This window comes from Chryseobacterium sp. VD8 (genome assembly GCF_037149975.1).
Taxonomy (GTDB): domain Bacteria; phylum Bacteroidota; class Bacteroidia; order Flavobacteriales; family Weeksellaceae; genus Chryseobacterium; species Chryseobacterium indicum.
In genome coordinates this window covers 1-13,311 of the sequence record NZ_JBBCQL010000120.1, presented here as the reverse complement: position 1 = coordinate 13,311, position 13,311 = coordinate 1, and the positions used below count along the sequence as shown (strand labels likewise).

13 protein-coding genes are annotated in these 13,311 nt (G+C 37.3%); 8 read left to right on the top strand and 5 right to left on the bottom strand.

Annotated features, from left to right (window positions below; genetic code table 11):
• The first annotated feature begins 268 nt into the window (after window positions 1–268).
• On the top strand, window positions 269–475 hold the full coding sequence (locus WFK35_RS13575) for a hypothetical protein (protein ID WP_336733031.1): 207 nt from the start codon (window positions 269–271) through the stop codon (window positions 473–475).
• 92 nt (window positions 476–567) lie between these two features.
• On the opposite strand, the gene WFK35_RS13570 is transcribed toward WFK35_RS13575, so the two are convergent.
• Together WFK35_RS13570 and WFK35_RS13565 are read right to left on the bottom strand one after the other, a co-directional pair.
• Complete coding sequence (locus WFK35_RS13570) at window positions 568–1,458, bottom strand: hypothetical protein (RefSeq protein WP_336733029.1); 891 nt, start codon at window positions 1,456–1,458, stop codon at window positions 568–570.
• Window positions 1,459–1,706: 248 nt separating this feature from the next.
• Entirely contained in the window at window positions 1,707–2,441 is a 735-nt protein-coding gene (locus WFK35_RS13565) for a helix-turn-helix domain-containing protein (RefSeq protein ID WP_336733028.1), read from the bottom strand.
• A 279-nt stretch (window positions 2,442–2,720) separates the two neighbouring features.
• On the opposite strand from WFK35_RS13565, the gene WFK35_RS13560 reads away from it, so the two are divergent.
• Window positions 2,721–3,890 (top strand): thioredoxin family protein, encoded by a 1,170-nt coding sequence (locus tag WFK35_RS13560; protein WP_336733027.1) that lies wholly within the window; start codon window positions 2,721–2,723, stop codon window positions 3,888–3,890.
• Window positions 3,891–4,050: 160 nt separating this feature from the next.
• Entirely contained in the window at window positions 4,051–4,284 is a 234-nt protein-coding gene (locus tag WFK35_RS13555) for a hypothetical protein (protein WP_336733026.1), read from the top strand.
• A 354-nt stretch (window positions 4,285–4,638) separates the two neighbouring features.
• Here the strand turns inward: WFK35_RS13555 and WFK35_RS13550 are convergent, their stop codons facing one another.
• Both WFK35_RS13550 and WFK35_RS13545 read right to left on the bottom strand, forming a co-directional pair.
• Window positions 4,639–5,922 (bottom strand): hypothetical protein, encoded by a 1,284-nt coding sequence (locus WFK35_RS13550; protein ID WP_336733025.1) that lies wholly within the window; start codon window positions 5,920–5,922, stop codon window positions 4,639–4,641.
• Window positions 5,923–6,120: 198 nt separating this feature from the next.
• Entirely contained in the window at window positions 6,121–7,143 is a 1,023-nt protein-coding gene (locus WFK35_RS13545) for a 3-oxoacyl-ACP synthase III family protein (protein ID WP_087711319.1), read from the bottom strand.
• A 71-nt stretch (window positions 7,144–7,214) separates the two neighbouring features.
• Between WFK35_RS13545 and WFK35_RS13540 the strand changes: the two genes are divergently transcribed.
• The 5 genes from WFK35_RS13540 to WFK35_RS13520 all read left to right on the top strand — a co-directional run bounded on the left by WFK35_RS13540 (window position 7,215) and on the right by WFK35_RS13520 (window position 12,385).
• Window positions 7,215–8,114 (top strand): magnesium transporter CorA family protein, encoded by a 900-nt coding sequence (locus WFK35_RS13540; protein ID WP_076394760.1) that lies wholly within the window; start codon window positions 7,215–7,217, stop codon window positions 8,112–8,114.
• A 405-nt stretch (window positions 8,115–8,519) separates the two neighbouring features.
• A complete protein-coding gene (locus tag WFK35_RS13535; RefSeq protein WP_336733024.1) occupies window positions 8,520–10,106 on the top strand; it encodes a patatin-like phospholipase family protein in 1,587 nt (528 codons plus the stop codon).
• A gap of 113 nt (window positions 10,107–10,219) precedes the next feature.
• Window positions 10,220–10,522 carry a hypothetical protein gene (locus WFK35_RS13530; RefSeq protein WP_336733023.1) on the top strand — a complete coding sequence of 101 codons (303 nt, stop codon included), beginning with the start codon at window positions 10,220–10,222 and terminating at the stop codon, window positions 10,520–10,522.
• A 19-nt stretch (window positions 10,523–10,541) separates the two neighbouring features.
• Entirely contained in the window at window positions 10,542–11,813 is a 1,272-nt protein-coding gene (locus WFK35_RS13525; RefSeq protein ID WP_336733022.1) for a hypothetical protein, read from the top strand.
• A gap of 161 nt (window positions 11,814–11,974) precedes the next feature.
• A complete protein-coding gene (locus tag WFK35_RS13520; RefSeq protein ID WP_235130055.1) occupies window positions 11,975–12,385 on the top strand; it encodes a glyoxalase in 411 nt (136 codons plus the stop codon).
• A gap of 21 nt (window positions 12,386–12,406) precedes the next feature.
• Here WFK35_RS13520 and WFK35_RS13515 read toward each other — a convergent pair whose 3' ends face one another.
• Entirely contained in the window at window positions 12,407–12,958 is a 552-nt protein-coding gene (locus WFK35_RS13515; RefSeq protein ID WP_336733021.1) for a DNA-3-methyladenine glycosylase I, read from the bottom strand.
• Window positions 12,959–13,311: the final 353 nt, after the last annotated feature.

The following is a 13,311-nucleotide window of genomic DNA, read 5'->3' as shown; positions in this document are numbered from 1 at the left end:
ATAATACAAGAACTGCAGCACCTGCCACAACAGACACAATGTCTACCGCGAGAACAAATCCTGACAGCATGAAGATGAAAATGGATTCAGCTAACACTATTAAATAACAACAACATTTAAGGTACAGTCTAATAATCCTCGGAAAATATTCTGAGGATTATTTGTATCAGAATTTTAAATGTTGTTTTTTACTTTTTACTTTTTACTTTTTACTTTTTACTTTTTAAATCATTATATTTGATATACACTAAACATTAAAAAATTTACTATGAAAAAATTATGGATTTCCGCCATTTTAGGATTGCTCTTTTTAGGCAGCTGTGCCGACAAAAAAGAAAACAAGGAAGAATTTAAAGAAGAACACAATAAAGATTCTTTAAGAAACAGAATGGGAGATTCTGCCGTTGCTAATTCAGAAAATACAACACCTTCAGACAGTACAAAAACTGCTTCAGATTCAACAAAAATGAAATAAAAAAACAAAACCGCGGAAATCTGCGGTTTTGTACTTAAAAAAACTTGACTGAAAAAAACCGGGCAATCACCCCGATTGTATTGTTAGGAAGATTATTCTCCCAGATAAATAAACGTATTCACCACCAGATAAGCAGACCGGTTGTCGATAGATTTTCCTCCGCCTCCTGTAGAAATGGTTGCTGTTCCTGCCACAGTATGCATATGCGCTCCTGCAGGTGCTGTATTGTTCAGCATTCCGATACCGCCCCATGCTGTTGATCCTCCATCCGGCACATAACCTCCTGAACTGTTGTTAACGGTAGTTCCGCCCAACAAAAAACCACCTTCTGTGGAAGAATGGGTATGAGATCCCGCACTTTGTGCAACGCCGTTTACAGGTCCGGAAAGAGTGATATTTGGTAGATTAGACTGCAGAATTCCGAAATGGTTTTCGCCTCCTGTTGTGCCTAGAACTTCTCCGTTGGCTCTGGATTTTAAAACCCTGTCTCTGGAATCCGGCAGATTATCCGTAAATCCTAAACTTGCCGCTGCTGTCTGGCTCGCAGGTGAAAGTACAGAAATACTTCTTCCGTCCAAAAGATACCATCCTGCGTGATCCGTCTTTTTTACCGAAGTTTTAATATCTCCGATGTTCTTGCTGTTTAATGTTTTTTCATCACCAAGCATTAATTTCTGCCAGATTGTACCATCAAAATAATACAATCCCTGAGCATCTACTCTGTTGGTTTTTGAAGTGATTGAAGTGACCGGTGATGTTACATATACTATAGTTCCGGCGTGTGCGCTTGAATATCTGAAATCTCCTGCTCTCAGCTGATCTCCTGTTAATCTCGGCGGCAAAATACCCTCCGCAGTGGAGCCATCGCTGTTTTTCGCGACTACATCCAAACTCGTTATAGGATTTGCTGTATTGATCCCGATCTGCGAAAGCGCAAAATTAGATGCTACAGTAGCCATAACGACTGTAAAAATTGTTCTCATCCGTTTAATTCGTTACTAGTTAATGTTTCATGGTTTGGTGCAAAATATCGGTTACATATTTTACAACATTGCTAGCGGCATTATTAGTTTTAGTGTTTAGGTGCAGCAGTACGGCTTTATTTTCCGAAAAAAATTCTGATAACTGCAGTAGTAACAGCTATCCCGTAAAACTGGCGCAAATATAATGCACCCAATAGTTTCTGAGAAAAGAAAGGTTATCTGTTTTCAGGAAAATGAAAAGAAACCCATTATCGTAACTGATCATTTTCACGAAAACCAGAAATATTATCCTCCTGATTTTCAACATCTAATAATTTAATATATACGGAAGGCGAATGATCTGTCATCTGTTTAAAAACGGAAGCAAACTTGCTGTGAGAAGAAAATCCGCACTCTTCAGCGAGGATGCTGATCTTATATTGACGGTATTTTTCGTCATTAATAAGCTTATCGACGATGTAATTTATCCTTAAACGATTGATGTATGTTTTAAAATCTGAATTTTTATGGCGGTTGATGAGGTGCGAAAGATACTTCGTATTGGTATTTAATTCTCCTGCAAGAAAGGAAAGAGACATATTCTTATTCGTGAAGGAAGTTCCTTTTTCAAAATCATTCAGGAGTTCCAGAAGTTTGGCTTCGGTTTCGGAAGTCATCGGAGATTCTGCTTTTTTTCTGTCTTTTTTATTCTCCCTGCGATGAATTTCTTCTACGGAAATATTGATAAAATCTTTGTAAGGATTCTCAGGAGGGAAATCTCCATCCGCAACAAAAGCCTGCCGCTGGTTTCTGAGAATATTTCTGATTCTTGCAAGCTGCTTTTTCTGTTTCGATCTGAAATGAAGAAATAATCCTATTAATGCAGAACATAAAACAATAATTGCAACATTCTTGGCAACATTTATCGTTTCATGATGCTCATGTATGGTAACCGGAAAAATATTGACCAGTAGTAATAAAAACTGGTGGAAACTATTAGACATACTTCAACAAATTATTATCCTTGTTATAATAATTCATCATTTTCATGGGGTGTCTTTTTGTTTTTCACAAAACTAAGAATAATTTATTTTTTAATAAAATTTAATACTTCCAATTAATTCGATAGGTAAAACGAAAATATTTACTGTTTTTAATAAGATATCCGTTCCTGTTTAACCTCAAATTAAAAAAATAATCAAAACAACGTTGTAACTATTTCTCTCCTGAAAAGACTTATTTATTAACATAATTATTACATTTGCAACCAATAAAAAGTATTTATGAAAAAACTATCGATATTTTCTGCCTTATTCATCGGAGCGTTTGCTCTTGCGCAGGGAATAAAATTTGAAGAATCCAACTTTAGAGCCGTTCTTGCCAAAGCAAAAAAAGAAAATAAACTTGTATTTATCGACGCTTACACCACGTGGTGCGGACCTTGTAAACTGATGGCGAAAAATATTTTCCCGCAGAAAACCGTAGGAGATTATTACAACTCCCACTTCATCAATGCAAAAATTGATATGGAGAAAGGTGAAGGAATTGAAATTGCCAAAAAATATAACGTAAAAGCCTTCCCTACTTACCTTTTCGTAGACGGAAACGGAGAACTGGTACACAGAACTTTAGGATATGTGGAAGAAAACGACTTCATCCAGTTTGCAAAAGATGCAGGAGATCCAAGCAAAAGATTAACCGCACTGAAACAAAAATTCGAAGACGGCGAAAAAGATCCTGAGTTTCTGAAAAACCTTGCTTCTCTTACGATGTATAATGATGCTGAGTTTGCAGGAAGAGTAATGGAGCGCTATTTCAGTTCGAAAAAAGAACTGGACAGAGAAGATGTTCAGATGTTACTTTCCGTTGTACAGAATCCGGACAGCCCGATGTACAAAATTTTTCAGGCAAAAAAGGATGAAATCTCAAAGGTTATTACTCCTGAAAAGTACGAAGCAATTGATAAGAATATCAAGATCAGCAGTGTCTTTAAAAAATCTTACAACGCACAGTCGAAAACGTGGGACGACAATTATTTCCTGACGGAAGCTCAGAAATTTTTGTCTAAAGATGAGGCTGAAAAAATCCTGAAAAAAGCACAGGCTTCAAGAGCTTTAAGAGATAAAGACTTTGCCAAATACGAAAAACTGACGCTTGAACTGAACCAGGATACTTCTGCATTAAGCTCCGAAGAACTGAATTCTATTGCATGGAATTTCTTTGAAAATGTAAGCAACAAAGCTTCTTTGGAAAAGGCATTAGTCTGGGCGCAGGAATCTGTAAAGAAAGACGAAAACTTCGCGAATACCGATACTTTAGCCAATCTTTACAACAAAACCGGCGACAAGAAAAACGCCAAACTGTGGGCTGAAAAATCCATCGAACTGGCAAAAAAGACAGGACAGGATTCTTCTGATACCGAAAAGCTGCTGAAGAGTTTGAATATTCAGTAAAAAATAAAAAGGTTGTCTCTCAAAACAGACAACCTTTTTTATGAACTTAAATACAATTTAATCCAGATGATTATTATCTTTTCTGTGTCTTTTTTCCACCCATTCTTTTTGTTCTTTGGTTAAAGTTCTTCCGGTTGCCATAAAATTAGACTTTATTTTTATGCAGAAAGTGGCTGAGTTCTTTAAAGTAGAACCTCAGTATTTTTTGGAAGGTGATACCATCATTAATAATAATGTAGAGACAAGCAATAACTCTGCAATTGGTAACATTCCAACTGTAAATAATACTTTGAATGAAGATTTATTCAAAAGCGTGATGCAAAATCAGCAGCAGATCAGCCAACTTATGGAAATGCAGAATAAACTAATCGAAAAAATGTTGAAAGAAAAATAGGGAGAAGCATTCTCTACCCGAGAATACCAAAACCCAGACAGATTCTTACTTTCTCGGAACGAGAAAGTTCAGCCCGAAAGAGAAACACTCCGTCTCGCTCCGAGAAAGTGTAAACCCAAACAGTCTGGCTCCGTCTCGGATCGAGAAAACGCAAAACCGAAAAGAATGATAAATCCGGACAGCCGAAACGGCTGAACTTTCAGAAGATTCTTCATTTCATCATGCTTCGCAAAATCCACAAAGGCTTTTCAATGATGGCAAATTACGGACAGTCATAAAGTTTTAACAGGTCTATCATAAAAAACAAAATCCGCAGACTGTTCTGCGGATTTCTTTACTATTTTTTCTATCAAATTAATTATTATAAACCAGCACCTGCATTTTTGTCAGCATTGCCTCTGTATCGCCATTATAACCTGCATATCCCGAAGGAACGAAATTCACATTCTGGTTTCCGGACCATGAAGAATATTGAACTTTAAAAATATATGTTCCGGCAGAAAGTGTTACTGATTTTAAAAATGTAGTTGGAGCAGGTAAATTAACCAAACTTCCTCCATCTCCCGATGATGTATAAGCCGAAGAAATTTTTGTACCATTCTGAAGCAAACTAAATACCCCTTGTGTAGCCTGCCCTGCAGCAGTAGAAACATTTACAGCATATCCTAAAATTGTAAATAAAAAAGTCTGCGTTACGCCTGCCGGAACGATTAAACTAATAGTAACTCCGGGTACATCTGCAGTATTCCCCTGATTAATTGTAAGAGCTGTGGTTCCCTGCACATAATTGGCAGAAGAAACAGTTCCGGATACTGTATTCAAGGTTTTCCATACAGGAGCCGATCCTGTTCCGCCTGAAGTGAGAACTTGTCCGGAAGTTCCTGCACTTCCCGCCGTAGAGCCATCGCCCCCTACATTTAATTCATTGGTAACCTGTAAGGCACCATTAACATGCAGAAGCTTCTGCGGCGTTTGGGTTCCTATCCCTGCATCTCCTGCTCCGGTTACCGTTATTCTATTGGTATTATTGGTAAGAATATTTACAGGATTAGCAGAAATTGCATTCAAATTTATACCTGTGCTGGTTCCTGATGTCGTTATCTGGGCAGCAGAGCTGTTATCTATAAACATATTTAAAACTGCTGTACCGCCGGTTGCCTGAAATGCTCCTCTTGAAGATCCTGCTGCTGAAACAATACCCTGAGTCCCCGTAGTTCCTATTCCCACATTATTAGTTCCGTTCACAAAAGAAAGTGAGTTTCCTGCTGTTGTTACAATTCTGTTAGCGGATAGTGTCCCGTTAGAATTATAAATATTCAGGGGTGTACTTAATTTAGACCATACTGTACCATCATAATAATAAAATCCGGTATTATCAATATTGACGGCAGATGCCGTTTGTGTTCCTGTAGCAATACTATTGATATACACTAAAGTTGACGTGGGCACTCCTGTCATGCTCTGGGCTCTTTGCCTATCAATTCTTGGGATCAGTATTCCATCAACATTAGTTGTGGCTCCTGTTGCATTTTTAGCTGCAATATCAAAAGTTGAGGAAGGATTTTCTATTCCGATACCTATTTGAGCAGAATGTAATAAAGGGATAAGCGTTATCCCTGTTAAAAATATTTTTTTCATTGGTGGGTAAGTTAGGTTATTAACTTCTACTAAGGTATGTATAATAAAATCAAAAAAACATTTTATTTTCAATTTTTTTATTAATTTTCGTTAAATAATAAAAAATCATTAAAAATAAAAGCTAATTTATTAATCATTTTTCAATAAATCCCCCTCAAAAAAAACATTTATGTAAATACAAGCTGTCTCTCGTAGTTATTAATATTCGAACAAAACGCTTCCCCAGGTGAAGCCACTTCCGAAAGCGGAAAGAAGCACCAAATCTCCTCTTTTAATTTTCCCTTGCTCAATCGCTTCACTTAAAGCAATCGGAATAGAAGCTGCCGTTGTATTTCCGTATTTCTGGATGTTGTTGAAGACCTTTTCGTCCGGAAGTCCAAACTTCTGCTGAACAAACTGGGCAATTCTTAAATTCGCCTGATGCGGAATAAACATATCTACATCGTCAATTGTTTTTCCTGCTTTATCCAAAGCTTCCTGCATGGTTTCAGGGAATCTCGTTACTGCGTTTTTAAACACGAAATTTCCGTTCATGATCGGGTAAACTTCTTTGTTCGTTACATTTTCAGGTTCTTTTCTCATCCTGTCGCTCCATCCGTACTTAGAACCCGGAAACTGGGTGCACAGCTCATCTGCAAATTTCCCTTCGGAGTGCATGTTGAATGCTAAAATATCTCCTGCGTTTTCATCTTCTGTTGCCGACAATACAATCGCTCCTGCCCCATCGCCGAAAATAACGGAAACGCCTCTTCCTTCATCAGAAAAATCGAGCCCGAAAGAATGCACTTCCGCACCGACCACCAGAATATTTTTATACGTTCCGGATTTAATGAAAGCATTTGCCACACTCGTTGCATATACAAAACCTGAACACTGGTTTCTCACGTCCAAAGCACCAATGGTATCGCAGCCAAGCATATCCTGCAGCAGAACACCGCATCCCGGGAAATAGTAATCCGGAGAAAGGGTTGCAAAAACAATATAATCTATATCTTTAGCCGTTAAACCCGCATTGGCAATCGCTTTTTCGGAAGCTTTGAAACCTAAATAAGCCGTCGTTTCCTGAGAATCGTTTCTGTTTTTACGGTGTCTTCTTTCTTTTATCCCTGTCCTTTCCGTGATCCATTCGTCATTGGTGGTCATTAATTTTGCTAGATCATCATTGGTAACAACGTTATCTGGAACATAAAATCCGATTCCTTTTATTGTACTTTTAATCATATAGTTTTTTAATTTTGACAAAGATAAACTTATTTAAGACATAGTATTTCAAAATATTATATTTTTACGGCATGCCAATTGACACGATTTACAGAGATTCCCAGTGCGAATGGGTAGATGTTGAGGCTCCCACAGCGGAAGACCTGAAATTTTTACATGAACGGTACGAAATCAATAATCTTCTTCTGGAAGATACCTTAGATCCCAATCACTTACCGAAATATGAAGAGGACGGAGAGGTAAAATTCTTCCTCCTGCGGGAAAGTACCGAACTGGAACGTAAAAACCTCAACACGATCAGCGACATCAGTACCAAAATCGGGATTTTCATTCTGGGAAGAACCATCATCACAATTCACAGGATGAAAACGAAGAGCATCGCAGAAACCAAGAAACAGCTTTCTGCCATGAAAACCGAAACTACCTCCAAAAATATTGCGTTGAAAATCGCACTGCTCATCATGAAAAGTTTTGATGATGAATCGGTAAGTCTTCTGGAAACGATGGACAATATAGAAAACGAAATTTTCCTTAAAAACACCAATCATACGAACCAGATTAAAAGGTTATACAAGCTGAAAAGAAAATCGGGGCTGAATTCAAGAGTGCTTACGATTTCCACAGATGCCATTGATAAATTTAAATTACTCGGACTTCAGGATTCTGAAGTGTATGATTTAAAAGACAAACATAAGGACGTGGTTGCGGATTTCGATCATCTTAACGCACAGATCACCAACCTTATCGGGATGTTTCTTGCTCTTTCGGATCAAAAAGCCAATCAGGTAATGAAAGTTCTGGCGATTTACTCGGTGTATTTTTTACCCATCACCTTTATTGCAGGAGTCTACGGAATGAATTTCGACAATATGCCGGAATTACATACCCAACACGGATACTTTTACACCTTAGGTTTAATGGCTCTGGTTGTGATCTGCACCTTTATCTACGCGCGAAGAAAACAATGGTAATTTTCCCGCTTTAATTATCGTGAAAATACTGTGGCTGAATATTTTAAATATCACTAATTTTAAATCGAAAAAGAAGAACGTTTAAATTTAAATACGCTAATTCTTTTCCCAAAAGTTTTTTAGCATTTAACATTAGATTTCTTCTTCCGTCGGAATGACAGTGAAAAGAGGAATATTGTATTTCCCGCGTTCGCGTGAGGGATACGGAAGGTCCGACTGAAAGGAGGAGTTTCAGCGCGGCGCTTCGCGCCGCGCTGAAACCGGAACGAAGTGAAGTCTGCAGAAGCCCGACCCGAAGTGATGATGCGGGAAACCTTATAGGTTTTAAAAACCTATAAGGTTTGGATAGGGAAAACGGAGGGACACGCCCAAATAAAAAATAAAAACAACCAAAAAACAAAAGCCATGAAACCTGAAATGCTGCAAAAAATTCTTGAGGAAAATGTTCTCTCAAAAGAATCCAAAGAAAAACTTTCCGCGTTGCACGACCGTATTTCGGCGAAGGAATTTTCTGATTTACTGGATGCGGAAGGCAATCAGTATGTGGAATTTGTGCAGGAAGGAGGCGGAGTCTGGGGAAGCGCACTGGTAGGCTATCTGTACGGACTGGAAATTTTCGGGATCCGTTTTCTGAAAGTAGCGGGAACGAGTGCAGGAGCGATTAATACGATGCTGATCGCCGCGTGTAAAACCAAAGAAGAAGCCAAAAGTGAAGTGATTAAAGATATTCTCTTCAACTGGAATTTCTCCGACTTTATGGATGGAAAACCGTATGTAAAAACAACCATCCATTCCATGCTGAATAACAAAAACTTCCTGAAGATCAATTCCATTATCGCAGGAATTATTATGCTGATTCTCGTGATTGCGCCTTTTGCCATTTCTTCGGAAACAACGCTGAGAGCCAAACTGCTTTTTCTGGTTCCCATCATTCCGATCATCATTGCTTATCTGTATCTGAGAAAGTTATATAATGATCTGAAAAAAGCCAATTCAGGATTAAATCCCGGAAATACTTTTCTGAATCAGATGAAAGATGTTCTGGATGCTTTCGACATTAAAACAGTGGCTGCCCTGAATGATAAATTTGTAAAAAAAGGCAGAGACCTCAACCTGAATTACCGTCATGGCAACGAAACACAATATTACAATATTGCCTTAGAAAGCATTGAAGAAATTCATCAGAACAATAAAGAACACATCGATGAAATCCGGTTTAAAATATTCTACGACGGAGTTGTTAACAACGAATATTATAAAAAAGATCCTTTTTATTCCTTAAAATCGGAATACATCGTGATTACAACGGATATTAACGCCAAAATAAAAGTGGAACTTCCCACAATGGCGAATCTGTACTGGTCGGAAGAAGAGCTGAAAAAGATCAGTCCGGCTGAATTTGTAAGAGCTTCGATGTCGGTTCCCTTCTTTTTTGAGCCTTTTCAGAAACAGATTGACAAAAATGATGATTCCGTAAAATATGCATGGAGATTCTGGATGAATACGAAACAGGAAGACATCAATCCTGCAGGAGTTTTTATTGATGGCGGAAGTATTTCCAATTTCCCGATCGATCTTTTCCATTCCACTGATATTTTTTATCCGAGAATGCCTTTATTCGGCGTACAGTTAACGAGCGATTCCGATATTCAGTCTGAAAGAGGAAAAACCAGTGCCGAAATTTTAAAATCTCCCCTTTCTTTTGCAGGCAATATTATTGATACTTTAAAAGGTTTTAACGACAAAACTTTTCTCACCAAACATACGTTTTATCATCTTTTCAGCATTCAGACCGTGAACTGCGGAACCAGCAACTGGCTGAATTTCTTTATGCAGAGAGAAGAAAAAGAAGAGCTCTTCAACCGCGGATTTTCTGCAGCTCTGGATTTCCTGAGTAATTTCGACTGGCAAAAATACAAATGTGAAAGAATGATGCTATCGATGAAGGAGAAAAAGATCCTGAATGAAGAAGATACGAAAACGGTGGGCTAGACAATTGCTTATTATTATTTCCTGCTTATTTAAAATTAACCCTAAAGGGTAATTGTCTCCCGTCTTTCAATATTATAAATTTACAGTAATAAAAACATAAAAAATTTATAATCATGGCACTATTAAATAGAGAAAAGATTAAAACCGTAGTTTTAGAAAGTCTTGAAACGATTGCAGCTCTGCCGGAAAATCCGGAAGAAGCAAATTTTTCCGCATGGAATAATTTTCATAAGCATGTTTTTCTGTCTACATTAAAAGGCAAAATAAATGCCCTTCCTTATTTTATGAATGACGGAACTACTACACACATGGCTTATTATGATATTGCCTTAAATCCGGATTCTACTGATGATTGGGCTACTGTAAAGGATTGTATCAACTGGATTAAAAAAAACCAGAGAGTCGTTTATCTTTAATAACTTCAGATACTTTATCATGAAATATCTATTCTTATTTATCACTTTACTTATGATTCCGTCAGGTTTATCTGCACAGACAGAGACTGTTGCAGTTCCCAAGGGAATCAGCCTTACCTTTAATAAAGGAGAAGGAGAAAACGCAGTATATCTGGATATTCAGCTAGAAATGAAAGAGAGTGATGCAATAAATTTCGATTACTGGCTCAATAATCCATCAGAAATGCCCGTATTTTCTCTTCAGTATGCTGATCAGAAACTGGATTGCCCACTGACCGTTAAACGGCAGCTATCGGGAAATGCAGTAGGATTTAAAATCACAGGGTTCACACCATCTACTTTTGACAGATTTTTAAACAAAGATCATGACAATCAGATTACGATAAGAGTTGACAAGGATGTGAGAATAAATCTCTTTGATGAAAGGGGAAATCCCTCAAGAATATGGATTATAAAAGCGGATATAATCAACACGCTAATTAATGAAGAACTGAAAATTACTGAAGATGAACGTACAGATTTTCTTACTTCTCTTAACAACTTTTACTATCATGAGAATAAAGTCGATTTTGGGGTAAATCCGGGAAGGGACTCAATTAAAACAAACTACATTCTGTCTCTCCGTTTTCAGAATGCTTATAACAGGAAAAGATTTCTGAGCTGTAATGAAAATACGAAGAGAATGCCTGTCTATTGGAATCTGGATGCAAGATTAAGTACAAATTTCAAAGATTCTTTAAACTATATAAAAATATACCCTGCTAATTTTCTGTTTGAGAATTTTTCCGGGAAACTTCCTTACCAGCTGAGTGTAAAACTGGGAAATGAGTCGGATCAGAGCTTCATCAATAAACGTGTTGCTGCAGATGCATCAGTAAATGTGATTGTTCCCAATCTCATAAACCTTACGACAGCAGAATCCAACCGGTTACGGCTGAAACCAGTGATAACAGCAGGAATTAAAGGATATTATGATTATTCCAATGATATCACTTCATTTGCCTCCGGTATGGCACATATCGACGGATATTATTATATTCCTGTTTTTAACAATTATGCCATTATTGTAGAAGCAACCTCGTTTTATGATTTCAGCAAAGAAAGAAATCCTTCCGGAAAGATACAGGGGAATTATTCAATTACATTGGGAGCTGAAATACCAAAAACAGGATTCAAGGCAATGTTTAAATATACAGACGGAAAATCGGATATTAATTTCAGGCAAGGTTCTATCATTTCCATAGGTCTGCTGATGGACTTCTTTCAGGAAAAGAAAAATAAACCGAAATAGCAAAGAAGAATAAGCAGGCTCCCTTGAAATAAAAAATAACTTCTGTATTTATTATTCTGTCGCTTTTTAATACAAGAGGCTGTTTCCGAACTGAAACAGCTTCTTCTATAAAATGAGTTGATTCTCTCTCCTATCCATACTTTACAAGAAATCTTTCAAAAATGATTGCTAAATTGCGTTTCGTTAAAGAAATGAATATGTCCACCAAAAAAGACCTTCGGGAAAACCTCTCCCTTCCGACATTTGAAAACAGCAGTGAAACAGAATTATTTCAGAATAATGTGCTTCGTCCTGTTTTAAAATTGCAGAATGATATTTTCATCCAGATATTCAGAGACTATGCAATGAGAAAAATGTCAGATTTTACTTCTCTGAAAAACGAACAGAAAATAAATTTCACAGAACAAAGCCTGCAAAAAGATATTGCCCTGAAAAACACCTTCATCGGAATGACAATCGGAATGCTCACCCCGGAAGAAATAACGGTCTATCTTTCCGACAGCAAATCTTTTAATAAAAGGATCATTACGATGCTTTCGGAAAGAATCAAAAGCCAGATCGAAGCTTTATAAATCAATAGATAATTGTTGAAACTAGGCTTTGTTCCACATCGGATCATGTCTTAAAACCTCTTCATATACGGGACAGCTTTCTGCGTGGGAACCTTTGAGATAACCGATGCTCATCAGGAATTCATTCACGATTTCACCGCCTGTAAATTTGAAGGTCTTTTTGAAAAGCTTCATCCATTCCGGCAATGTTTTGGGATGATGATGTTCCAGCCATTTTTCAAAAGAACCGAATTCTTTCTGCAGTTCTACAATGGTTTTTGCATTTTCTATGGCAGCATTTACTTTCAGCTTATTTCTGATAATTCCAGAATCGTTCAGCAGTCTTTCACGGTCAGATTCACCGTAAGAAGCCACTTTCTGAATGTCAAAATCATCATACGCCTTTCTGAAACCTTCTTCTTTTTTCAGAATGGTTTCCCAGCTCAGCCCTGCCTGATTGATTTCCATCACCAGTCTCCCGAACAGTTCATTATCATCATGAATCGGAAAACCGTAATGCTTATCATGGTATCTTTTGTGCAGTTCTCTCCTGCTTTCAGGCTGCATTCCTTCAATTGCCGCGCAATAACTCATTGTTATTATTTTTTGTGGATAGTTAAATGCAAATATAAGCACCGGTAATGACAACTGTATGGCAGGAGTGGTAAAAATTTATTTCCGGACACCAATCTCAATCTTCCATACTGCGATAAAAATGTTCCACAGTGCAACAAAAATCTTCAACATTTCAATAAAAATTCTTAACAGTGGAATAAAAATGCTTAATACTGCAGTAAAATTACTCAACACTGCTTTAAATATGGTGTAAAAAGTAAAATTTATCCTAAACAATACACCGTTTCATGTAAATACTAAATTAAAAATAATCAACAGTATTAATAATCTTCTAAACAGTGCATTAAAACCATACAAACCTCTAAAGATGA